Genomic DNA, 24,235 nt, shown 5'->3' on the forward strand with positions numbered 1-24,235 from the left:
AATAGTACACCAAAGGCTATTCCCGGCGGATTCAATTATTGGTCTCGCCGACATTGCATAATAACTTAATCATTTCTCTAGCGAACTGTATCATACTTATTATGCAGAAAACGACTCTTCTTTCATTTTAACGAACCTGATAAACGTTATATCATGATATACATGGTGTTCCGAGCTATTTTTCTCGAAATAACGATTCTGTAGTTCATTACAATTTAAATCTATTACGAATGGTTTGAATAAGACCTGCTGGGTTCGTTAGCTATAAGATTGTTAAAGTGAGAACATCGTCCGGCCTATGTTTCATCAAAAAAGCAAGAGCTGTTCCAATCGTAGATACATCTACTTTTGGGACAGCTCTTTTTTAAAATGACTTTACATTCTAGCCGTTAATGCTCTTCAGCCTTTCTTAATCCAAGCAGAATGGCTGCAAACCAAGCGGCAATGGCGCTGGGCGCTCACAAGTGCTTTTCATAACATAATGCACGCCTTGTTCCGACGCGTCATGGAAGCCATGCATAGCTTCGAGTACATGATAAGCAAGCTCGCCATTAGCGCGATGCTTACGACCGGTTTGAATCGCTTTGGCCATATCTGCTGCACCGACACCACGAGCGTTCTCTGTGTATCCGTATGCAAGCGGAATATCTGACCATTCATTTGAGCCCGCACGCCAAATTTTAATTTGTCCGCCAAACCCATTTGGATCTGGGACAAGAAGTGTGCCCGCGCTGCCGTATATTTCGATTCGCGGAAGCGTTGAGCCGCCTTTCACATCAAAGCTTGTGAGCAATGTTCCGATTGGACCAGACGCAAAGTCCATTACTCCAGCGATATGAGTTGGTACTTCAACCTCTACCTGTTGGCCGTATTTCGGTTTGCTTGTAATCGTTCTCTCTGGGAAAGAGATACGTGCCGAACCCGTTACACGAGTGATCGGTCCAAGAAGCGCTACAAGCGCGGTTAAATAGTATGGCCCCATATCAAACATCGGGCCGCCGCCCTTTTGATAATAAAATTCAGGAGCCGGATGCCATGATTCATGCCCGCCGCACACCATGAATGCAGTCGCGCCAATCGGCGTACCGATCCATCCGTCCTCAAGCAGCTTAATGCTCGTTTGGATGCCGCCGCCAAGGAATGTATCCGGCGCGCTTCCAACATAAAGACCTTTTTTCTCAGCAAGCTCAAGTACCTGCTGCGCCTCTTCACGAGTAACTGCAAATGGCTTCTCAACATAAACATGTTTGCCTGCTTCAAGAGCTTGCAAGCACACCGAAGCATGCGCTTGTGGGATCGTCAAATTGATTATCATTTGAACTTCCGGATCAGCAAGCAGCTCCTCAACCGAACAACCGCGAACGCCAAACTGCTCGCCTTTTGCTTTGGCTCTCTCCACATCTAAATCTGCGCAAGCTACAACCTGCAAGGCATCAAAACGATTGCCGTTTTCAAAATAGATGCCGCTAATATTGCCTGTTCCTATAATGCCTGCTTTGATCTTTTCCATAATCTCTTGTCCCTCTTCTCATATCCTAAGATTATTATAATTGCGATTTACAACTGATTATCTGCCATACCGCTATAAGCAGAAGCTGTTTTGCCTGCTGCCAGCGCATTTGCTTTACCTTCCGCACACCACAAGAAGCCGCGTCTCATAAGCTCTTTCACCGCTTCAATCTCGATAATATTAGCTTGATGACCAAGCGAGTTGTAATATACGCGTCCAACACCCCAGCGCTTCGTCCATACAACCGGCATATCGACTGCCTTGTTGAGGGAATGCGGTCCCGGTGTCAGCGGAAAACGTGTTGTCGCCAGCACTTCAACTGCCGGATCCACATRCAAATAATATTGCTCAGAGCTGACAACAAAATCTTCAATTCCTTCTGTCAGCTGACTGGATGAATTATTAATATTAACCGTGTATTCAACACCGTCATTGCCTGGGTGAGCTACCCATTGTCCGCCGGTCATAAACTGCCAGTCTACATTTTCACGGAACGCATCGCACATTCCGCCATGGCATCCTGCCAAACCTACGCCGCTTTGAACAGCTGCAGATACATTATCGACAAGCTTCTGCTCGATCCGTGCCATCGTCCATACGGGTACGATGAGATCAAGTCCCAACAGTTTTTCTGCATCTGCAAATGCTTCCAATGTATCGGATACCTCTACCTCGAAGTCCTCAGCTGCAAGCACCTCACGAAAAATTTCAGCTACCTCTTTCGGCTGATGTCCATCCCAGCCGCCCCATACGATTAGTGCTTTTTTCATTACCTTCTCCTGCCTCTCTCCAAGCGCTAAGTAATCTCCTAACTAATACCCTATATGGCTTACGATAATTCGCTAATTGCTACCCAGCGGCGTTCTGCAATCGAACGATCTACCGCCTCCAGAACCTCTTGGCATTTCACGCCATCTACAAAGTTCGGAACGGGCTGACGATCTTCAGCAAAAGCTTGCATCAGCTCATGCATTTCATGTGTAAACGTGTGCTCGTATCCAATGGTATGTCCAGCTGGCCACCAAGCGTCCATATACGCATGCGATGGATCGGTTGCAAGTACGCGGCGGAAGCCTTGAACATCCTCGGCATCATCGGTGAAATAAACTTGAAGCTCATTCATCCGCTCAAAATCAAACTTGATGCTTCCTTTACTGCCGTTAATTTCAAAAGCGTTCGTACAGCGATGGCCGGCTGCGAAGCGAGTCGCCTCAAAGCTGCCCAGCGCGCCGTTAGCAAAGCGTGTCATAAACATGGTTGCATCATCCACTGTTACTTCTCCGAGCGGTCCACCCTCGCTTCCCTTTGCGCTAAGGCCTGTCATAGCTGAAGCAATCGGACGCTCTTTAACGAAAGTTTCGCTCATGCCGATAACCTCATTGAATTCTCCAACGAGAAAACGCGCCATATCTATCAAATGTGCTCCTAAATCACCATGTGAGCCGGAGCCTGCAATTTCCTTCTGAAGACGCCATACGAGCGGGAAGCTCGGATCGATAATCCAATCTTGCAAAAACACAGCGCGGAAATGATAGATTTCACCGAGCCTGCCATCTGACACCAATTTTTTGGCAAGCTGTACAGCAGGTGCAAATCGATAGTTAAAACCTACCATATGCTTCACGCCTGCTTTTTCTGCAGCATCAAGCATTTCACGGGAGTCTTCAAGCGTAAGCGCCAGCGGCTTCTCACAAAAGATATGTTTGCCAGCTGCCGCTGCTGCTAGAGCGATAGCCTTATGTGCATCACTTGGTGCATTAATATCGATTAAGTCGATATCCTCGCGGTTAACGAGCGCATTCCAATCCGTTTCAGCACTTTCCCAGCCGAATTGTGACCGTGCTTGCTCAACACCTTCTGAATCACGTCCGCAAATGGCCGTCATCTCCGGTTTAATCGCATTCGGGAAAAACATCGGAAGCGCGCGGTATGCGTTGCTATGTGCCTTCCCCATAAACTTATAACCAACCATGCCAACTTTTACTTTATCCATAATAATCCGCCTCTCTTAAGCGTAAACGCCTTATGCTGCCTCTAGCGATAAGATCGCGTCCCGCAATTGAAATAGAATGGAGCAGAAAAACTCGTATTCAGGATTTAACGTTTGAGTCTTGACGTTTCTCTTGTGATCAGGCTGACCGGTAAAACATCTGTTTGTGAATCTGACGTTTCCGTTTTCTGATCCGGGTCCAGCAATCTAGCAGCTGCAAGCTTACCCATTTCATAGAAAGGAACAGCAACGGTTGAAAGCCTTGGACTAATGATGCGCGAGCCGTCTGAGTCATCATATCCAACTAGCGCATAATGCTCGCCAGCTTCAACTCCCAGTTCCCGCAAGCGCTGCATCAGGCCGATTGCCATTCGATCATTAGCCGCAAATACCGCATCGATATTGCCTTCTTTAATTTGTTCCGCCAATTGCTCCGCGAGCTCCGCTCCGCTCTTTCGGCTGTAATTACCGTGATAGATTAGACTAGGCTCATAAGCAAGTCCCGCTTCCATTAGAGCCGCTTTGTAGCCTTCCTGCCTATCGGCACTATTGGAATATTGCAGCGGGCCGTTAACAAAAGCAATACTGCGGCTGCCCTGACTCAACAAATGCGATACGGCTGCCTTGCTGCCTGAAACATGATCAGCATCGACAGTACGATAATGCTCCGCATCAAACCGCTGATTCACAAGGCAGAAAGGAAAGTTTTCAGCCTTCAGCTCAGCAAGGGCGGCTCTTTCTTCAGGCACATTTTGTGAGCCTAAAACGATGCAAGCATCAATCTTATGCGTGCGAAATAGCTTAGCGTAATCTCTCGCCCCATCCGGTTCTCTAAAAATAAGAAGCAGGTCATAGCCGCAGCGCTTCGCTGTTTCACCAATTCCACTTAATATTTCCGAAAAATAGTAAGTGGAAAACAAATGAACCTTTGGCACGAATGGCAATATGACGCCAATATTCCCGCTCTTCCTTCGAGCAAATTGCTGAGCAAGCGCATTCGGTACGTATCCAAGCTCAGCCGCGGCTTGTAATACACGTTCACGCGTTTCCTCTTTGATAGGGCCGACGCTGTTCATCACTCTCGAAACAGTCGCCTCTGAAACACCAGCTAGTTTCGCAACTTCTTTCCTGCTAATAATCATTTTCCTCCTGAAAAACTAATATGCTAAGTTGTCATTTCATTTTAATGTACACGCGTACATTATTGCATGAAAACGTTTTAGCGTCAATAAACTTTTTGCATATTTTTCTATCGTTGCCCTCATTACAAAAAAACGATCCAGAACGCTTGCATCGGCGTCCCAGATCGTTTTTTCTCGTTGTCTCTTGCAGTTACCTACTTCTTCGCTATTTCATTAATCCATTCAAAAACAGCGGACAGCGCATTTGCTTCCTCACTCATGTTCATCCTATCAATATAGGATTTACGGTTTTGGTACAAACGCTCGACACTCTCAACAAGAGTGCTTGCCGTCAGCTTCTCTTCATACAATACGTCGGCATAACCCGATTTCTCAAACGACTGGGCATTCAAAATTTGATCTCCTCGGCTCTGTTCCCGTGTTAGAGGAATAAGCAGCATCGGCTTCTTTAAGGATAAAAACTCAAATATGGAATTAGAGCCTGCTCGTGAAATCACAAGGTCCGTCATCGCCAATACATCCGGCAATTGCTCATTCACAAATTCGAATTGCTTATAGCCAGGCATAGCAAGCGACGGGTCAACTTGATTTTTACCGCAGAGATGAACGATTTGAAAGCTTTTGGTAAGGCTTGTTAATGACTGTCTGACCGCCTGATTAATTTTGCGTGCACCCAAGCTTCCACCCATAATCAAGATGACAGGTTTGTTTTTGGTAAATCCGCAAAAGGTTCTGCCTCTATCCGCGTTGCCCTGCTTCACTTCCTCACGTATAACTGCTCCTACATGCCTGCTTTTATCAGCCTTCAGCATGCTGCCCGTCTCAGGAAAAGTCGTACATACCCCTGTAGCAAAAGGGATCGATAACCGATTCGCGAGACCTGGCGTCAGATCGGATTCATGAATAAGCAGCGGCACCTTGTTTAGCCATGCGCCAATAACGACAGGTACGGATACAAATCCGCCTTTGGAGAAGATGACATTCGGTTTATTTTGCTTAATGAGGCGATAAGCTTGATAAAGGCCTTTTACTACCTTGAACGGGTCCTTAATGTTCTGAATATCCATGTACCTTCTCAGCTTTCCCGTCGATATCGGAAAATACTTAACCTCTGGAATCGTTGCGATAAGCTGCCTTTCAATACCGCTCTCCGATCCGATATATTGGACTGACCAGCCCTCTTCCAAAAAATGCGGGATCAAGGCCATATTAACGGTAACGTGTCCGGCTGAGCCTCCCCCGGTGAACATGATTGTTTTCATGAATGACTAGCCACCTATCGTTTTTTATCCATTTATTATACGGGTAAAGATTCGTTTTAGCACTGAAATTCAAGGAGATGGATATAAAAAGCATCCCCAGCCGCAAGCGCTGCTGCGCGATTGGCCGAGGATGCTTTAAACGTGCCTATATCCCTACCCTTAAGGCGCAGTTTCCAGAAACTTAGACGTTGGATTCTTGTCTACTGCCGTACGCATCGCATATTCGTTCTCGAACAAGACGACAAAGTTGCCCTTCTTGTCCTTTACGAGCGTCGTATTGATTCGGAATTTGCTAGGGTCAATATTATCATCAACGATCCAGCGGGCAAATTGGAACTGCATCCGGTGCAATTGAATATCTACGCCGTACTCCGCTTTCATTCGATGCTCAAATACCTCAAATTGCAAATGACCAACAACGCCGAGAATCGTCTCGTCGAAGTTGCCTGTGGAGTGGAACACTTGAATCGTGCCTTCCTCCGTGAGCTGATCAATGCCTTTTTGGTACTGCTTGTGCTTCAACGCATTTTTAACGGTTACTTTAGCAAAAATTTCAGGCGAGAACGTTGGAAGCTCATCGAACACAACTTCGCCGCCTTGTGATAATGAATCGCCGATTCGGAAAATGCCTGGATCAAACAAACCGATAATATCGCCCGGATACGCCGTATCCACGATATCACGGTCTTGCGCTAGAAACTGCTGAGGCTGCGCAAGCTTAATGTCCTTGCCATTACGCACATGACGAACGCTCATTCCGCGCTCGAATTTGCCGGAGCAAATCCGAAGGAAAGCAATTCGGTCACGATGGGCCGGGTTCATATTCGCTTGAATTTTGAAAACATATCCCGTAAATTTCTCATTCGTCGGTTCAATCTGACCTGTCGTGCTGTTGCGCGACGTCGGCTTAGGAGCTAGTTGAAGGAAGTTTTCTAGAAAAGTTTGCACGCCAAAGTTATTAACCGCGCTTCCGAAGAAAAGAGGCGTCAATTCACCCGCTTGCACTTTCTCAAAATCAAATTGATCACCAGCGACATCCAGCAGCTCAAGATCACCAATAAGCTGATCTGTTAAATAATCTCCAGCCATCTCACGAATAACAGGATCATTATAATCGCTAACGGGACGAACCTCGATTGTCGAGTGGTCATTTCCTTGGAAAAGCTCGACCTGTGTTTTCATTCGGTCATAAACACCGCAAAGCTCACGTCCCATGCCGATTGGCCAGTTCATTGGAACAGCGCGAATGCCTAAGACACGCTCAAGCTCCTCCATTAATTCAAATGGACTTTGCCCTTCACGGTCCAGCTTGTTAATAAAAGTGAAAATCGGAATGCCGCGTTTGCGGCAAACCTGGAACAGCTTGATCGTTTGTGCCTCGACACCTTTGGCAACGTCAATAAGCATGACGGCGCTGTCGGCTGCGGTAAGCGTACGATATGTGTCCTCACTGAAATCTTGGTGACCAGGCGTATCAAGAATGTTAACGCGATGTCCCAAATAATCGAACTGCATTACGCTGGACGTTACCGAGATACCGCGTTGTTTCTCAATTTCCATCCAGTCGGATGTTGCATGACGGCTCGCTTTGCGCGCCTTAACTGACCCTGCAAGCCGAATGGCTCCTCCGAATAGGAGGAGCTTCTCAGTGAGGGTCGTTTTTCCTGCATCCGGGTGAGAGATAATCGCGAATGTGCGGCGCTTATCTACTTCCTGTTTAATTTCTTCACTTAACGATTGGCTCATGCTTGTCTTCCCTTCATTACGTAAGGTATGCGGCAGCGATTATTTCCCGCTGTTCGAAACCCAAATGACGTTATCTTCCTCTTGTCCGTTAACCGGCCACCAATGGAAACCATCTTCTTTTAGCATTTCATCCGCAGCTTCTGGACCCCATGATCCCGCTGGATACAGCTTCAAATCGCTTTTATCTTCACGCCATGCTTGTGCAATTCGATCCACAAACGCCCATGCTTGGGAAACTTCATCCCAGCGAGTGAAGTAAGTGGAGTCGCCGCGTGCCGCATCATGAATGAGGCGTTCGTACGCTTCAGGCGTATTTAAGCCGATTTGGCAGCTTTGGCAGAACTCCATGGCGACTGGCTGTACCGAATTGTTTTGACCAGGTGTCTTTGCGTTTACTTTAATATATATGCCCTCAAGCGGGTTTACGCGAATAACGAGCAAATTCGGCGCCAAATCATGACGCTGCGCAAATAGAACATTTTGCGGCATCGATTTGAACTCGATGACGACCTCCGTTGTTTTTACAGGTAGACGTTTGCCCGTTCTAATATAGAAAGGCACGCCAGCCCAGCGGAAGTTGTCCACTAATACTTTGGCAGCAAAATAAGTTTCAGTCGTGGAGTCCTCGCCAACAGAATCCTCTTGGCGGTAGCCCATAAGCTCTTTGCCATGATGGCTGCCTTCGCTGTATTGACCGCGTACGACGTGCGAGCGAACCTCATCACTGGACGTATAATTACGCAGTGAACGAAGCACCTTTACCTTCTCATCACGAATATCTTCTCCGTGCAAGCGGCTTGGCGGCTCCATAGCAATCATCGTAAGCATTTGCAGCATATGGTTCTGACCCATGTCGCGCAAAGCTCCCGATTTGTCGTAATAGCCTCCGCGATCCTCAACGCCAACCGTTTCGGATAATGTAATTTGAACATTGGCAATATGGTTATTATTCCACAAAGGCTCAAAAAAAGCATTAGCAAAACGAATAACTTGAATGTTTTGAACCATTTCCTTGCCTAGATAGTGATCGATACGGTATATTTCTTCTTCCTTAAACACTTGGTTAATCTGTTCATTCAGCTTCTGAGCCGATGGAAGATCGTAGCCAAATGGCTTCTCGATTACGACGCGATGCCAACCGTTTGATTCAAGCAATCCGCCGTCGCGCAAATTGAATGATACCGGACCGAAAAGTGAAGGCGCAAGGGCCAAGTAAAAAAGACGGTTGCCGGGAATGTYGAACTTCACGTCAAGCTGCTCAGACAATTTGCTAAGCTCGCGGAAGCCTTCTACATCGTTAATATCGAGTGACATATATACGAAATGTTCTGCAAAACGATTCCAAAGTTCAGCATCGTCCGCTTTGTAACGACAAAACTCTACAATAGATTCATAAAGGTCAGCACGAAATTGTTCATTCGTACGAGGACGTCTTGCTAGACCAACGACGGCAAAGTTTTCCGTGAGCTTGCCTTCTTTATATAAACTGAAAAGGGCTGGAAACAGCTTGCGCCGAGCCAAATCGCCCGTTGCTCCGAAGAGGTAATATACAGCACCTTCTGCAGAGACGGATTCAAGATTATTATTATATGTCATTTGCCTCATTCTTTCCCTATGTATTTTTATACAACTTTACATGATATGTAGTTTAGCATATTCAACTTTAATTCGCTATTCAACATGTCATAAAAAATACTGATAAGATCCGTTACTAATTCTAATCAAAGTATACCCATCTATGGGCTTGCCGTCGCATTGGCACTGTATTCACCCGTAATGACAGGCACACCGATCGTCAATGCCGTTTGATCTGAATTTGTCTCTTTATGCAAAGCGATTTGAAGATTGGCTGTTTTCCCATTTTCAACGGTGATGGCTGAATGCAGCTTTCGGGTATAAAACATGTCGCTTGTCGTGCCTTTATCTTCATAATGATCCACTGCTTTGGCATCTGTCAGCCTAACCAAACGCTCAATGGCTTGACTATTTTTCGTATAACCTTGTACTTTCATACTCGTCGTAAACGCAGGGGAAATACGTGCGATCTGTGCGGAAACTTCTGCTGTCACTTGCAGCAGCTTATTTTTTTTGGTCATTTCTGTTGGCTTAGTTTCCAATATAACCATAAGCTGTTCGCCATTGCTGTCGATCTGCGTGAGACTAATTGAAACTTGTCCGCCGTATGACGGGATAACGCCAGTGACTGTTTTGCCCTCATTCTGGTTCTGCACCAGTATGCTGCTAGCTTTTCCCGGTTCCTGTGAAAACATTTGCTGAGTAAGCTCCTCCATGGCTCCTTCCTTGCCCGTTACATTCCATCGAATCGACCACTGCGCTCCCTCAGAGCTGCTTTTCATTTGGTCGTCGCTCCATAACCACAGCTCTCCCAAATCATGCTGAAGAAGCTGTTCCGCTGAAGTTGCTTCCTTCGGTTCCCTGTCGGCCTGCCACATCGCCCATGCTGCACATATCAAAATCACGAGCATCGCTAGCATGATTCCAACCTTCGTTTGTTTGGCTCGCTGCTTTGCTGACATACGGTGGCGAGCGGGAGGTGTGTTTTTCGGAATATACATTATTATTCACTCCTGTCCTCTTCCAAATGGGTAAACATCCATACACGTTTGCCTGTAGGTGAATACACTGGTTGCAGGAATGCTGGAATAAATGCTTTGAGTCTAGCCTCTCATAGCAAAATGCCAAAACAACACGCTCAAGCGCTTTATTCCCATTACACTTTGGAGGTGTCATCAGCAAATGGAACGCATTTATCCATTGCACGAAGAAGTCGTCAGTCGTTTTTGCGGGTATCCAGTATGTGTGATTATGAATGACGGCATGCGCCACTTTGGCATACTTAGCTCCTGCGAAAGCGGCAGATTGCATTTAAACGCAGGCTCCGGCGAAACGGAAGCCGCGACCGCAAATGCAAAGCCGCAAGTTTCAAAAAACAAAAAAGGCGGTAAAGGTAAAAAAGAGATGGCTCATAAATCCGCTTCAACGCAAGTTCAAACGCAAGCTTACCCTTATGATCCTTACTATTATGGAGAACGGCCTTATTATCCATGGGGCGACGCGCTCGCTCTTGATTTGGCTTCAATCGCATTCTTGTTTCTATTGCTGTAAATGGCAAAGCGGCGAGCTCAGCGGAGATGCGCCGCTTATTTATTTTATTGATGCTGCTGACAGCTTTCGCCAGTCTTTTTAATCACCGTATAGTACGCTGACACAACATATACCAATGGAGTGAGAAAGGAGTTTTCTAATGAGCACATCGATACGTTCCATTCGAGGCATTGAACGATCCTATGCATACTCCACCGTACAAGCCATTAGCCCTTATGCTTATTATCCTTATCGGGATGGCGAAGCTCAGCAAGCCCCAGAATATAACAAGAGCTTAACGCGCGATTTCCAGCAAGCTGCTAACAGTGCTGCTTCTTGGCTTAATAAGGCTAAACAAGCTCAGTACGACATCGAGCAGATAAACAAGCAATTAAGTAACGAATTGTACACGGACAAGCCAATTGCAGGCAGTTTGCATCGCCTTACTGCAATGCTCAATCAGTTGGAGGATCATTACAGAGCACATGCTGATGATTTGAAACCAGAGCTGTGGGAAAGTATTGAGCTGGCTTTGAGGCATCCCGCAGCGGAGGAGATCGGACTGCGACGCAGTACAACAGACGGCAAGTGGATTGCGGATTCTACCTATAGCATTTCATCAGAAAATAGAGATCGAACAGCTAGCCTTATTTCTGTTCAGAACGAAATCAGCAAGAGTTTGCTGCCAACTTCCATCCATATGGAGCAAAAACAAAAGCTGTCGTACTCTTCCAGCCGTATGCAGAGGCTAATGCTTGGATCAGAAGGTATGCTTACTGGCATAAAATATGCACTTACCTATGCCGAGCAGCATAAGGCCGTTGATCTGCTCCAGTCACCTCTAACATCAACTCTTCCTTACGCTGCTTACTACAGTTCTATGCAAACCTACTCGCCAATTCCATATGTTGGATTAGTCTTGAATCGGTTCCTTTAAAGTTAAATCCGAAAGGGCATGCCACGTTCGCAAAGCTGCTTCTTGTCACTCTATGTAAGTGATATATTCGGCTCCGTACCGACTATATCCTCCCGTTTTATATAATAAAAACCTTTATTTTCACTAAATTCCATGTTAAGGGATAAGAACGACCTCAATGATATCACCCGCTTCTGCTCCTCTCGAGCCTGACGGAATGATTGCTAATCCTTCTGCATCCGGAATGGAAGCCATCATACTCGATTTGGAATAGGCTAGCGGGTCAGCATCCAAGCTTCCATCTTCCGTGCTGATGAGTGTTGTGCGCACAAAACGATCATGGGGACTTGGCTTATTCACAGCTGTCCGCAGTTTTGCTTTTACTTTACGAGGCAATGCTTCACTTGCTCCCTGCAATCGCAGCAGCACCGGACGAACGAATAATTCAAATCCAACAAAACAAGCACCGGGATTGCCGGACAAGGCGAGCAGCAGCTTGCCGTTAAGCATTGCCGCTGACGTTGGACTGCCCGGTCTCATCGCAACTTTGTCGAAGAACACTCGGCTTGCATCTTCGCTGCCAGATACACTATTGTTCTTTATCGACCTTATGATGTCTGACATGACATCAAAGTCCCCTACAGATACACCGCCTGTTGTGACAATCAAATCAACATCATCCCATACACTCGCCAAAGCAGCCTCAACAGCATCAGGCTTGTCTTCCAATGATCCGCACATAACCGCTACTCCGCCGCTCTGCTCCACCATAGCAGCGACCATAAAGCTGTTGCTGTCGCGGATCTGCCCCGCCGCCAGCGGAGCCTCGACCGCCAGCAATTCGCTGCCGGTCGCAAATATCGCTACGCGCGGGCGCTTGCCAACCGCCACCTCGGCATAGCCGAAGGTGGCTAGCAGCGCAATATGTCCCGGTCGCACAAGCGTCCCGGGACAAGCCAAAACGCCCCCAAGGCGAAACTCCTCGCCTTGGGGCGCAATGTGCTGGCCTGCCGCGGCGGCGTGCTTAATCAGCACCGCCGGCGAGCCATCAGCCAGCATCGCTTCCGCGGTCTGCTCAAGCATGACGACCGCGTCAGCCCCCATAGGCACAGCCGCGCCAGTCATGATGCGCACGGCAGTGCCCTTCTGCACGGTCGCAAGGGCGAGCTCGCCCGCTGCAACCGAATCAACCACGCGCAGCGTCGCCGGCGTACCTGGCGACGCTGACGCGATATCTGCCGCGCGCACGGCGTAGCCGTCGAGGCCCGAGCGCGCGAAGGGCGGCCAGTCGCTTGTCGCAGCTATCGTCTGCGCAAGCCATCGGCCGCCGCTAGCCCGCAGCGGCACAAGCTCGCTGCCGAGGGCTAGCCCATCCGCAGCAGCAAGCAGCCGCTGCTGCGCTTCTTCCACCTTCACAGCCTGCCGTTTGAACCGGCTCATCTGTTTCCTCTCATTCGCCTCAATGCGATTAGCATTATCCCTACTTCCGCTCACCTCAATGCGATCAGCCTTATCTATGCCCTCATTCGTCTCACCGCGATCAGCCTTATCCATGCCCTCACTCGCCTCACCGCGATTAGCCAYATCTCTACTCCCACTCGCCTCAACGCGATCAGCCTTATCCCTACTTCCGCTCGCTTCGCCACTCTCAGTCATATTCAACCTCCGCTCATCTCGCCGCCTTACGTAACCTTCGGCAGCTTGTTCAGCATCCATTTTACAATGTATGTTAAACTATTGGCAATTACGGTCATCAAGCGCCATGAAGGAGAAGCCCATGCCATTAATCGTTCAAATTGTTGGATACAAAAATACCGGCAAAACCACATTGGTTTGCCGGCTAACAGAACGCTTCAAACAAGCAGGATATAAAGTTGGGACAATCAAACGCGACGCGCATGATTTTCAGATCGATACACCAGGAACGGATACATGGAGGCATCAAGAGGCAGGGGCTGATATAACAGCTATCACATCCTCAAAGCGTACAGCCATTATGAAACAGCATGCCGAACCGCTTCAGCTGTTAATTTCACAAATGAACGAGGCCGACGTAATTCTTATCGAAGGATTCAAAGATGCCTCCTACCCAAAAATCATTATGATTCGAACTGCGGATGATTCCGAGCTGCTCCACAGCGTACCCAACCCTCTTGCAGCCGCGGTTTGGAATGATGCCAACAGTGGAACAATAGTTCCCCCGTCCATCCCAGTAATCGATGTAGATGATATCGAGCAGCTATACCAAAAAGTATTATCGATATCCGCTAAGCAGTAGTCCTACACTTATTCGGCAATTCCTTGTCTATGTGCATAAATGGCTGCTTGCGTGCGATCATCCACATCAAGCTTATTAAAAATATTCGTAATATGAAACTTCACTGTTTTCACACCTATAAACAGCTCGTCGGCAATTTCTTGATTGGAGCGTCCCTGTGCAACCCGCTTCAATACATCCATCTCGCGCTCAGTCAGCTCATCATGCAGCGGAGCTTGCTCCTGCTGCTTTGGCTGCCGGAAGCGATTCATCATTTTAGCTGCTACCTGCGACTCCAGTACCGATTGTCCGCGAGCAGCGGCCCTTATCGCATCCGCGATCTCGGTCGCTCGCGACGTCTTCAGCAAATAACTGAATGCGCCTGCTTCAATAACAGGGTAGAGCTTGCTATCATCCAAATAGCTCGTCAATACAATTACCTTACATTCCGGGTACAGCTCGAGCAGTTTTGCTGTCGTCTCGACACCATCCATGCCATCCATAACTAAATCCATAAGTACAACGTCCGGTCTGTATGCCTGTGCTAATCGAATGCCGTCCATGCCGTTGCTCGCTTCACCGACAACCTCAATTCCATCCTCGGTATCAAGCACCGCTGCAAGTCCGATGCGCACCATTTCATGATCATCTACAAGCAGAACCTTTATAGGCCGACTCAATTGCTGGGTTGCTTCCACACCTTACACCGCCCTCATTTTTTCGTAAAGCTCATCATTATCTCTAATTATATTACATTCTCTTATGAAACATCAGTGGGCACCCAAATTTCAATGATAGTTCCCTCGCCAGGTCTTGAAATCATCTGCAAGGAGCCGCCAATTTCAATTACCCGCTCTTCCATAGTCAGTAAGCCATAGGACGTTTGCTTCTTCGCCTCAAGATCAAATCCAACGCCGCTATCCTTTAGACTCATGTGTACTTGATTGCCGAATTGAAGCAATTTGATATCCATGCTTTCCGCTTTCGAATGCCTGAGCGTATTCGATAATGCCTCCTGAGCGATGCGGAATAAATGATCCTCAGCATTAGGAGGAAGCAGGATCGTATCATCAACCTCAAGTGTAATCTTCATCGGTACTTTCTGCTTCAGCTCATCCACTAGAACAGTAAGCGCCTGCCCCAGATTTTTTCCGTCCAAGTGGACGGGCCGAAGATGTAGCAGCAACGCACGCATTTCTGATTGAGCAACGGCAGCCATTTCCTCAATAAGCTGTACCTGACGTTTGGCTCGCTCCCAATCTCGCTCAATCGTTCGACTAACAGCAGTCGCTGTCATCGATATGGCGAATAACTGCTGGCTTACTGCATCATGCAGCTCGCGCGCAAGCCGCTGGCGCTCTTCGATTACTGCGGTGAACTTGACCTTCTTCGCCCAGTTAGGATCAACCTGCTCTTGTTCTGAAATTTCGTTTTCCGTCGTCTCCCCATTGCTTAGCGTAACTGTAAATCGACGTTTTTTTTGCTGCTCGGTCAGCCGCTTCAGCGATTCCTTTAGCTTGGAGTTTTGCAAATAACCGTTTAATGTAGCAGCCGCTAAACCTGCGCCAACGAAAGCTAGTCCGATAATTGCCCATTTCCCTTGAAGCGTGAAGAGATCAACATAACCGATTCCTTGCAATATGATAACAACCAAGCTGACAATGATCAGCAGCCACAATATCGTTTCCGTTACCAGACGCTTGCGGGCCGCATGATTCGAATGGTCGCTCTTATTGCCTTGCTCCATACGGCTCACTTCCTTCTCTTCGCTATTTTAACCACGATGAAGCAAAAAACATATGAAAGAGCAGACCGCAAAACGGTCCGCTTCCTTCATAGCCTATAGTCTTATTCTTCAGTCGGAGCCTTTGTTAATGAAGTTGTTGGGTTTAGCTTGTTTTTAAGTGCTTGCAGCTGCTCATCCACTTTATTTTTTTTCTCAGCATCTGCTGCATTAAAGCTGTTCGAAGAGCTGTTATAGGAGTAAGGCGTGCGCAAAACATCTGCTTCAGCCTCTAGCTGCATAATTTTCTCTTCCATCCGGTAGAAGCCGCGTGATGCCGAACCGCTATCAATCGTGTTGTTTGTAGTCAATTGCGCCATTTGCTTTTGAGCTTTTGCTACTTGTGCACGGGAAGCAAGCTCATTGCGCTTGTTGCGAAGCTGGTAGAACTCTTCTTTCATTGCGTGCAGCTGTTGCATCAATTCCTCAGCCTGAGTCTTCGATTGTGCGTGCAAATCAGTATATTCTGTTACCTTTTGGTCAAAATAAAGCTTCTCTTCAAGCAGCTTGCGCGTATGTTCTTCTTGTCCAGCTCTTAGAGCCGCTTCTGCTTTTGATTCACGATCTGCCGCGCTGCGTACTGTTTCTTCCAAGCGCTGCTTCATCCGGCGCTCATTCGCCATTTGTTTAGCTACTGTTACTTCAGCTTGATGAATTTCAGATTCCATGTCACGCAAGTATTGATTCAACATAATAATCGGATCTTCAATTTTGTCCAATGCCTCATTTACCGATGCCTTAGTCATGTCTTTCATGCGTTTGAAAATTCCCATATTAAAAATCCCCCTTCTCGTATTTAGCAATTTTGGCTTTCAATTCTTCAATTTCACGACGTAGTGCTTTTTTCTCCAAATCATCCATCATGCTATCGAACTGTGACGATGTTGTAGGCTGGGATGAAGGTGCCGGTGCACTCCAAGAGCCTGGCGCTTGCGGCGGGTTTTTGTAAGGACCGCCGAAAGGCGAATTTGTATGTTGATCGAATCCAGGGTTATAACCTCCGCCATAACCGTTTCCGTTTCCGTTACCAAAGCCGTTTGGACCAAAGCCGGAGTAGACCGGCGGTTCTTTAGGAACAACCAAGCCTGCAATAATATAGATCAGAATAACAGCTCCGCTTGTGAAGATCGTAACGACTATAAGTAGAATCCGCAGCAGCGTCGCATCCACATTCAACATTTCTGCTAATCCACCGCAAAGACCGAATAATTTTTTGTCTCGAGAAGATCGATACAGTTTTTTCAAGACGACCATCCCTCTTTCTCAAGCTTACGTTTCAGCTGCTCAAGCTCTCGTTCAATAACTGACTGCAATGTGTTGCCCGCTTCGGATACGAATTCTTGACCCATTTTGCGAATGTCGCGAAGACTCTTTGCTTCATGCTCCATGCCGCTTATACGATCCTCCAGCTTTCTAAACACAGAACCCGATTGAATGCCTTGATCACCGAAGCCGCTCGTATATCGAGCGTTCATTCGTTGTTGAAGCCTTAGTGATTCCATACGAGCTGCATAATATTCACGCTTGTCATATACCGATTGGTATTCGCTGCGCATCTCGCGCAGCTGTTCTTCAAGATCAAGCGTGTTTTGACGGCTTTGCTCGAACAGCTCACGGTATTGAATTGAACGCTCTTCGCAGCTAGCTTTCTCATGCAATGCGATTCTTGCCATTTGCTCCTCGCCAGCCTTCAGAGCTGTCAACGCTTGATTCTCACGGCGTTCCTTTTGCTCTTCAGCTTGCAGCCATTGTGCTTTCAGGTGATTGCTATGTCCTGCATACTGCTGATACAACTTCTCAGCTTGGATAATATCTTCTCTTGTCGACCAGAGGAATTGATCAATCAACCGTACTGGATCCTCTGATTTCTCAAGCCGTTCATTTAATGTAGCGACAGTAATGTCGCGAACTCGCTTCATAATGCTCATTCAATGTCCTCCTTAACGTTTTGCGGTGCAAAACCAGCTTCATCTATCTTTACATTTTATAATGATTCGCAGCAACTAGAATGCTCTGCGTTTGTCTTTCTTAAAGAGGCTCACACCAGCAACGATTAAGCCGATTGCTAGAAGCAGTAAGATGATACCGCCGAGTTTACCGAAAATCATCATGCCGCCGATTGCAATAAGTATTCCGCCAATCCATTTCTTATTGTTCGACCAACCGACAACCCCCAATCCGATTAGTATGAACGGGAGCAAAAATCCGAATATTGCACCAAAATGAACTCCGACAAAATTAAGTACCGCGATACTGCCGACGATGACAAGCAACACGCCCAAAGCGCTTTTTCCATTCATCTCCATTTCCAACTCCTTTCGACTATTAGAATTTATTCATTTTTCTTTTCTTGCCTTACGTGTGTTGCTCTTGCTTATGTACTTAGTTTAGATCAATTTCTCCTTTTATAAAACGGACTTTCGGCGGTTTTCTCACTAGACTTAGGTCGAGTGGGCAGCCCGCCTCTAGGGTCAAATGCGGGTTAATACCCATATTTTACAGCTTAAACTACTAATATCCCTGTGTTACGTTATTATCACACAGGAGGTGTATACGCTGCCAATGAAAAACTATTCCATTAAGAAACTCATTGTAGCTGGCTTTTTGACTACCGTATTATTAAATACTGGGACCATTCCTTTCCAAACAAATGGACATGTCTATGCAGCATCATCATCGGTGGAGAAAATAATTGCAACAGGAATGAAATACTTAGGGACACCCTATGAGTTCGGCTCTGATCGAAGCACAACGAAAACATTTGATTGTTCAGATTTCACCAAACACATATTTGAAAAAGCAGCGGGCGTAACGCTTCCTTCTACCTCTGCTCTGCAAGCAGCTTATATTAAGAAAAATTCAGCGATTCAAACAGACTGGAAAAACCTAAAGCGCGGTGACCTCATGTTCTTTATGTCCTATCACGGAAGCAGTACGGCAGGTTATTCGCGTTTAACGAAGTCAAAACAAACGATTACTCATGTAGGCGTTTATTTAGGCAACGGAAAAATGCTGGATACTTATTCTAAGGAAAGCGGCGGTGTACGAATCGACAACATCGACAATACGCATTGGGAGTACCGTTTTGTTTTTGGCGGAAGCGCTCTCTAGCCGTTTTCTTATCATTAAAAAGTGCCGGTCCAGCAACGAAAGCGCATGGCCGGCACAATTTATAAGCTTTGAAGCTTATTTGCTTGTAAGAAATTGATCGAATTGCTTTTGCTTCTCCGCTATTATTTTCTCGATACCTGCCGCTTTCAGCCTCTCGATATACTCGGGCAGTATTTTATCCACATCTACAGATCCTGTTTCAAGCGCAGTTTGGTACTGCCTATCCACATTGCCGACCGCAGCTACTTCAGCCCTTACCGTATCTCCATTAAATACGAAGCCAAGACCTGGTGAAATTTTTGCCTCTTGGTTAAATTGTTTGAAGCTATTCCACTTCATTGGGTCTTCACTTTCCCATACATAATTTAAAAACTGATTGCCGAACATCCAAGTGGTTCCTGGATTATAATTTTGCGTATACTCCGTAGGCCTAATCACATTCTCACTAACCTTTATATAATGCCTGCCTTCAATTCCGTAGTTCAATAAATTGTTTAAGTAAACATCCGTATGCAGCAGATTAATAAACATCATCGCTCGCGCTGGATCTTGTGAGGTCGAAGAGATAGCCAGCATGGCCCCCGCGGTCTCTGACGTTGCTATCGTCTTCACATTTAACGGCAGCTGTGCAAGCTTTCCAATCATACCCGTCTGAATCGCCAGCTCTTCACTTTTGCCGGGCTTCAATGCGCCAGTTATTGAAAAAACATCGCCGGATCTCAGCGCCTCGCTGTTCATCGTCTGATTCGTAGCCGCATCTTTATTAATGTACCCTTTTTGAAAAAACTTGCGTGTTATGTGCAGTGTATCTATATAACGTCCCACTTCATAGGCAGGCAAAACCTTAGTGCTTTCTCCATCCTTCAAAATGACCCCAGGAATCGATGTATCTCCTAATGCATCAAAATTCCCAATGTAATGTGTATTAAATGATTCCCCCATCTTCAGATAAAGGGGGGTGATCTCCGGCTTTTTCTCTCGGACAATCTGATAAACTTCATCTAAATCTTCTATACTTTTCACTTTAGTCATATCTATTCCAAGCTCTTCAGCTATATCCGCGCGATAGATAATGCCTCCCTGCGCAGCAAGCTCCTTGTTTGTTGGAACGGCATAATTATGTCCCTCAATCTTGGCGCCTGCCAGAAATACAGGGTCAAGCGATTGCAAAATGCCTTGGCCATACTGATCTAAAAGCTCATCAACGACTAAGAAAGCACCTTTTGACACATTAATCGCGTGTTTATTCCATTGCGCTGTAAATAAAATATCAATCTTTTCACGTGATGCGATCATCAGATTGACTTTATCGTCCCACGGTCCCCAGTCAATTGGAATAAGGTCTATTTTTGCATTTATTTTCGTTAATAAGTAGTCATTCATGGCCGCTTCTATTTCTTCTTCATCTTTCTGCGGTGCACCTGTATATACAAACTTAAGCGTATACGCTTTTAATTGATGAATGTCAGAGTTATCAGCTTCATCCATTTCTCCCGTATCTAATGAAACGCTTTCATTATTGATTTCAAGTTGGCTCTTGGATTCACTGTTGCTCCATTCCGGTTCTGTGCCTGATTCATTTGAACAAGCTATGACTAGAAAGAAGCAGGTCAGCAGGAGCATCCTTGCACGCATCAAATGGTACATCGATCGAGTCATACCCGCATAGCCCCCTACTGCATGGATGAATTGCATTTGTTAGCTTAATTGTAAGGAATACACAAAAAATTGCAAGCAAGAAAAACCCGCGCCTTTAGAAGGCGCGGGTTTCATTGATCGTAACAACAGGTTGTTTACTTACTGGCTAGGAACGCATCAAATTGCTTTTGTTTCTCCGCAACCACTTTATCAACGCCTGCTTCCTTCAATTTCTTATCATATTCAGCTAACGTTTTATCGACGTCGACCGAGCCTGTTTCAAGCGCTCTTTGATATTGACGGATTACGTTTSCCAATGCTCCAACTTCCGATTTCACTGGCTCGCTGTCGAATACGAAACCAAGGCCTGGAGAAACCTTCGCATTTTGGTTGAACTCTTTAAATTTGGCCCACTTATCTGGGTCCTCTGTATTCCAAACATAGTTCAAGAACTGACTGCCGAACATCCAAGCCGAGCCTGGGTTATAGTTAGCTGTATTTCCTGTAGCTGTTATGATTTCTCCACTGCGTGTATAATGGTCGCCTTCAATACCGAAGTTAAGCAAGTTATTGATTTCCTTGTCAGTATGAAGCAAATTAATTAACATCATCGCACGGTCTGGGTCCTTAGAAGTGGAAGAGATTCCTAGCATCGAACCAGCAGTTTCAGATGTGGCGACTGTTTTTTCTGTCATCATGATTTGAGCAAGCTTCCCAGTCAGGTTAGAAGCGCTTGCAATCTCTGCGTCCTTGCCTGGTTTCATTGGCTCAATTGTAGAGAATACGTTGCCTGCCTTCCAAGCGTCTGCTGAAGCAACTTGTGTAGTCGCAGCATCTGCGTTAATGTAACCTTTCTTGAAATAGTCACGAGTCAGATTTAAATATTGCTTGTAGCGGTCAAGCTGCTCCATAGGCATCACTTTAGTATCGTCTTTATCTTTAAGAATGGCGCCAGGAATCGTTGAATCGCCCAAGAAGTCGTAATTGGCGAAGAAGTGCGAGTTGAAAGCGCCTGCCGTTGTATACAGCGGAATTAATTCCGGCTTTTTCTCCTTAACGACGGCATATACAGCATCAAGATCTTCTGGTGTTTTCACATTGCTCATATCAATGCCGAGCTCATCGGTAACATCTTTGCGGTAGACGATTCCGCCAGCAGCCGCGAGTTCCTTGTTCGTTGGAACACCGTAGTTTTTGCCGCTAATTTTTGCCCCCTCCAGAAACGCAGGGTCTAATGAATCTTTAATGCCTTGACCGTATTTATCAATCAGGTCACCTAGATCCAGAAATGCGCCTTTGGCAACATATTTAGCATGACCATTCCACTGCGCCGTGAACACAATGTCCACTTCTTCCCTCGAAGCAACCATCAAATTGATTTTATCATCCCATGCACCCCAATCAATTGGCCTGAGATCAATCGTTGCGTTGATTTTTTCAGTAAGCAGCTTGTTGAGTGCTTCTTCTACTTTTTTCTCATCCGTTTGCGGTGTGCCAGGATATACGAGAGAAATCTGATATGGCTTCAAATCTGATGCTGGCGGCTCTTCATCCTTAGTGACTGGTTTATCTGTTTCGGCAGCTGGCGCTTTTGTTGGCTCTGCGTTGTTTTTCCCGTTGTTTCCTGAACATGCGGATACAATCAGTACGATGGACATCAGCATGAGAAGAAGCATCGATGTTTTTTGTTTAACTTGCTTCATAGCGGGTGGACCTCCCTCAAAAATTTGGATTATATGCTAAATCGGCGTTGCCGATTACAGCCGTATGATTGCTGATAGCCATGAATTCAACCTTTTACAGCGCCGACAGTCAGCCCTTTTACAAAATATTTTTGAAAGAACGGATATGCAAAAATGATAGGACCGATTCCAACAACAACCATTGCCATACGAACCGTCTCGCTCGGAAACTTAAAGGTGCCTCCAGCCGCAATAATAGCCGCCGCCGCCGTACTGTTATTAGCTAAAAACTGAATGTTCAGCATCGTCTTATACATGAGGTATTGAACAGTTATGTTCGATTCCTTCGTTATGAACACAAGGCTGAGGAACCAATCATTCCAATACGTTAACGTCTGGAAGAGTGCTACTGTGGCAAGTACCGGAAGCGATAACGGCAAAACAATTTTGAAAAAGATCGTCAGCTCTCCCGCTCCATCAATTTTTGCAGACTCCAGAATGGCAACAGGAATGGTCGTTTGGAAAAACGTTCGAATGATTAGAACAAAAAACGCAGCAACTAAAAGCGGTACAATAAGAGCCATTATCGTATCCTTCAAATCGAGCATTTGAACATATACGAGATACCAAGGAACTAAGCCCCCTGAGAAAAGCATCGTAAAAAATACGAAGAAGGTAAAAAACTTGGCATGAGGAAAGTCTGATCTGGATATTGGATAAGCGTACAGCGCCATGATCATTAAGCTAAGTGAAGTTCCGACAATCGTTACAAAGATAGAGATACCATAGGATCGAAAAATTTGGGTCGCATCCTTAAATAGGAACTGGTACGCTGCCAAATCAAACTTTGATGGAATAAATTGATACCCTTCCCTGACAACTGTACTTTCATCGGAGATCGAAACCATAATAATTAAAATGAGCGGTACGATACAAAGCAACGAATACACTATAAAAAATATATTGATGCCTAGAGAAGCCGGAAGTGATAATTGGTTTTTGATATTAGATCCGGAAGGTATTTTCTCAATCTCAGCTGCTTCCATAGGATCACCTCCAAACAAAATTTTCGTAAATATACTTCGATTGCACGACTCTAAAATAACGCATTATCTTTATTAATTCGGCGGACCACCCAATTCGAGAAAAATACTAATGCGAAGCCGATTACGGATTGCAGCAACCCTGCCGCTGAGGATAAGCCAATATCACCAACCGTTAGGAATGTGCGATAAACATAGGTGTCGATAACATTCGTTACCGGGAACAACACACCCGATTCTCTTGGCACTTGGAAAAACAAACCGAAATCCGCGTTAAATATTTTTCCGATCTGGAGCAGCGTCATAATCGTAATGATCGGCATGATGAGCGGGATCGTAATACTCGTCATTTGCTTCCACTTGCTTGCTCCGTCTATGGTTGCGGCTTCGTAATACTCATCATCTATGCCAATGATGGCTGCCATATAAATGACGGTAAAGTACCCCATGCTTTTCCAGGTGTTAACGATTGGCAAAATGTAAGGCCATACTTCCTGAGTGAAATACCATTGAACCTGTTCAAGTCCAAGCGCCGGCAGCAGCGAAGTGTTCAAATACCCATGCTGATCGCTCAAGAAGCCATAGACCAAATAACTAATGACGACCATCGATAAAAAGTAGGGCAGGAACATAATCGTTTGATGAAGCTTAGCGAGAAAACGGCTTCTGATTTCATTAAGCATGATTGCAAAAGAGAGCGGGAATACCAAGTTCAATACGATAAAACCTGAGTTGTACAGCAGCGTATTCCTTGTAATGATCCAAGCGTCTGACGTTTTGAACAAATACTCAAAATTTCTTAACCCGCTCCAGGCGCTTCCAAATATTCCATCCGCGTAATTAATGTTTTTGAACGCAATTATGATTCCGAACATCGGAATGTAATTGTTCAGCAGCAGCAATACGATGGCTGGCAGCATCATTAGGTAGAACATCCAATACTTGCGAAAAATACGGAGTTGAGACATTTTTTTCATTGAACTCTTCGGAATATAGGCAGCTGTTGTTATCGCTTCCGACGTATGTTTCGCCAACGCCTTCCCCCTCCTC

General features: G+C 46.0%; 23 protein-coding genes. 4 read left to right on the top strand and 19 right to left on the bottom strand.

All coding sequences use genetic code 11. From position 1 onward, the window contains the following. Positions 1–409: 409 nt before the first annotated feature. The 8 genes from AC1DPK_RS21540 to AC1DPK_RS21575 all read right to left on the bottom strand — a co-directional run bounded on the left by AC1DPK_RS21540 (position 410) and on the right by AC1DPK_RS21575 (position 10,226). A complete protein-coding gene (locus AC1DPK_RS21540) occupies positions 410–1,510 on the bottom strand; it encodes a Gfo/Idh/MocA family protein (RefSeq protein WP_179089922.1) in 1,101 nt (366 codons plus the stop codon). A gap of 47 nt (positions 1,511–1,557) precedes the next feature. Beyond that, complete coding sequence (locus AC1DPK_RS21545) at positions 1,558–2,280, bottom strand: ThuA domain-containing protein (RefSeq protein ID WP_477511586.1); 723 nt, start codon at positions 2,278–2,280, stop codon at positions 1,558–1,560. Positions 2,281–2,339: 59 nt separating this feature from the next. After that, positions 2,340–3,503, bottom strand: coding sequence for a Gfo/Idh/MocA family protein (locus AC1DPK_RS21550; RefSeq protein ID WP_477511587.1), 1,164 nt, complete (start codon positions 3,501–3,503; stop codon positions 2,340–2,342). A gap of 104 nt (positions 3,504–3,607) precedes the next feature. Then, the gene (locus AC1DPK_RS21555) at positions 3,608–4,642 is read right to left on the bottom strand and encodes a LacI family DNA-binding transcriptional regulator (RefSeq protein WP_441879381.1); all 1,035 of its coding nucleotides are present in this window, start codon (positions 4,640–4,642) and stop codon (positions 3,608–3,610) included. Between the two features lie 194 nt (positions 4,643–4,836). Further along, positions 4,837–5,904, bottom strand: a complete 1,068-nt coding sequence (locus tag AC1DPK_RS21560; protein ID WP_441879383.1) for an undecaprenyldiphospho-muramoylpentapeptide beta-N-acetylglucosaminyltransferase — start codon at positions 5,902–5,904, stop codon at positions 4,837–4,839. A 159-nt stretch (positions 5,905–6,063) separates the two neighbouring features. Next, positions 6,064–7,650, bottom strand: a complete 1,587-nt coding sequence (locus tag AC1DPK_RS21565) for a peptide chain release factor 3 (RefSeq protein WP_441879385.1) — start codon at positions 7,648–7,650, stop codon at positions 6,064–6,066. Between the two features lie 39 nt (positions 7,651–7,689). Beyond that, complete coding sequence (gene zwf / locus AC1DPK_RS21570; protein WP_477511588.1) at positions 7,690–9,246, bottom strand: glucose-6-phosphate dehydrogenase; 1,557 nt, start codon at positions 9,244–9,246, stop codon at positions 7,690–7,692. Positions 9,247–9,386: 140 nt separating this feature from the next. Next, the gene (locus AC1DPK_RS21575) at positions 9,387–10,226 is read right to left on the bottom strand and encodes a YwmB family TATA-box binding protein (protein WP_477511589.1); all 840 of its coding nucleotides are present in this window, start codon (positions 10,224–10,226) and stop codon (positions 9,387–9,389) included. A gap of 181 nt (positions 10,227–10,407) precedes the next feature. Between AC1DPK_RS21575 and AC1DPK_RS21580 the strand changes: the two genes are divergently transcribed. Together AC1DPK_RS21580 and AC1DPK_RS21585 are read left to right on the top strand one after the other, a co-directional pair. Continuing rightward, positions 10,408–10,776 (top strand): hypothetical protein, encoded by a 369-nt coding sequence (locus AC1DPK_RS21580; RefSeq protein ID WP_477511590.1) that lies wholly within the window; start codon positions 10,408–10,410, stop codon positions 10,774–10,776. Positions 10,777–10,915: 139 nt separating this feature from the next. Then, on the top strand, positions 10,916–11,692 hold the full coding sequence (locus AC1DPK_RS21585; protein WP_441879393.1) for a hypothetical protein: 777 nt from the start codon (positions 10,916–10,918) through the stop codon (positions 11,690–11,692). Between the two features lie 135 nt (positions 11,693–11,827). Here AC1DPK_RS21585 and AC1DPK_RS21590 read toward each other — a convergent pair whose 3' ends face one another. Beyond that, positions 11,828–13,327 (bottom strand): molybdopterin molybdotransferase MoeA, encoded by a 1,500-nt coding sequence (locus AC1DPK_RS21590; RefSeq protein WP_477511591.1) that lies wholly within the window; start codon positions 13,325–13,327, stop codon positions 11,828–11,830. Positions 13,328–13,448: 121 nt separating this feature from the next. Here AC1DPK_RS21590 and mobB point away from each other — a divergent pair, with 121 nt between their 5' ends. Further along, a complete protein-coding gene (mobB, locus tag AC1DPK_RS21595) occupies positions 13,449–13,949 on the top strand; it encodes a molybdopterin-guanine dinucleotide biosynthesis protein B (protein WP_477511592.1) in 501 nt (166 codons plus the stop codon). A gap of 8 nt (positions 13,950–13,957) precedes the next feature. On the opposite strand, the gene AC1DPK_RS21600 is transcribed toward mobB, so the two are convergent. The 6 genes from AC1DPK_RS21600 to AC1DPK_RS21625 form a co-directional block, all read right to left on the bottom strand. After that, on the bottom strand, positions 13,958–14,608 hold the full coding sequence (locus AC1DPK_RS21600) for a response regulator transcription factor (RefSeq protein ID WP_076271056.1): 651 nt from the start codon (positions 14,606–14,608) through the stop codon (positions 13,958–13,960). An 80-nt stretch (positions 14,609–14,688) separates the two neighbouring features. After that, positions 14,689–15,675 carry a sensor histidine kinase gene (locus AC1DPK_RS21605; RefSeq protein WP_477511593.1) on the bottom strand — a complete coding sequence of 329 codons (987 nt, stop codon included), beginning with the start codon at positions 15,673–15,675 and terminating at the stop codon, positions 14,689–14,691. Between the two features lie 101 nt (positions 15,676–15,776). Then, a complete protein-coding gene (locus tag AC1DPK_RS21610) occupies positions 15,777–16,484 on the bottom strand; it encodes a PspA/IM30 family protein (protein WP_076270985.1) in 708 nt (235 codons plus the stop codon). Between the two features lies 1 nt (position 16,485). After that, positions 16,486–16,965, bottom strand: coding sequence for a PspC domain-containing protein (locus AC1DPK_RS21615; RefSeq protein ID WP_441879401.1), 480 nt, complete (start codon positions 16,963–16,965; stop codon positions 16,486–16,488). Then, the gene (locus tag AC1DPK_RS21620; protein ID WP_076270983.1) at positions 16,953–17,639 is read right to left on the bottom strand and encodes a PspA/IM30 family protein; all 687 of its coding nucleotides are present in this window, start codon (positions 17,637–17,639) and stop codon (positions 16,953–16,955) included. Before AC1DPK_RS21620 ends, AC1DPK_RS21615 begins: the two co-directional genes overlap by 13 nt. Before the next feature lie 75 nt (positions 17,640–17,714). Further along, on the bottom strand, positions 17,715–18,011 hold the full coding sequence (locus AC1DPK_RS21625) for a LiaF transmembrane domain-containing protein (protein WP_076271055.1): 297 nt from the start codon (positions 18,009–18,011) through the stop codon (positions 17,715–17,717). 262 nt (positions 18,012–18,273) lie between these two features. Here AC1DPK_RS21625 and AC1DPK_RS21630 point away from each other — a divergent pair, with 262 nt between their 5' ends. Then, the gene (locus AC1DPK_RS21630; RefSeq protein ID WP_076270982.1) at positions 18,274–18,822 is read left to right on the top strand and encodes a C40 family peptidase; all 549 of its coding nucleotides are present in this window, start codon (positions 18,274–18,276) and stop codon (positions 18,820–18,822) included. A 75-nt stretch (positions 18,823–18,897) separates the two neighbouring features. Here AC1DPK_RS21630 and AC1DPK_RS21635 read toward each other — a convergent pair whose 3' ends face one another. From AC1DPK_RS21635 to AC1DPK_RS21650, 4 genes are all read right to left on the bottom strand, one after another. Continuing rightward, positions 18,898–20,481 (bottom strand): ABC transporter substrate-binding protein, encoded by a 1,584-nt coding sequence (locus AC1DPK_RS21635; RefSeq protein ID WP_477511594.1) that lies wholly within the window; start codon positions 20,479–20,481, stop codon positions 18,898–18,900. 134 nt (positions 20,482–20,615) lie between these two features. Next, a complete protein-coding gene (locus AC1DPK_RS21640; RefSeq protein ID WP_477511595.1) occupies positions 20,616–22,163 on the bottom strand; it encodes an ABC transporter substrate-binding protein in 1,548 nt (515 codons plus the stop codon). A gap of 86 nt (positions 22,164–22,249) precedes the next feature. Continuing rightward, entirely contained in the window at positions 22,250–23,188 is a 939-nt protein-coding gene (locus tag AC1DPK_RS21645) for a carbohydrate ABC transporter permease (RefSeq protein WP_076270979.1), read from the bottom strand. Between the two features lie 50 nt (positions 23,189–23,238). Then, positions 23,239–24,162 (bottom strand): ABC transporter permease, encoded by a 924-nt coding sequence (locus AC1DPK_RS21650; RefSeq protein ID WP_076271054.1) that lies wholly within the window; start codon positions 24,160–24,162, stop codon positions 23,239–23,241. Positions 24,163–24,235: the final 73 nt, after the last annotated feature.

This window comes from Paenibacillus sp. 01T424 (genome assembly GCF_056398745.1).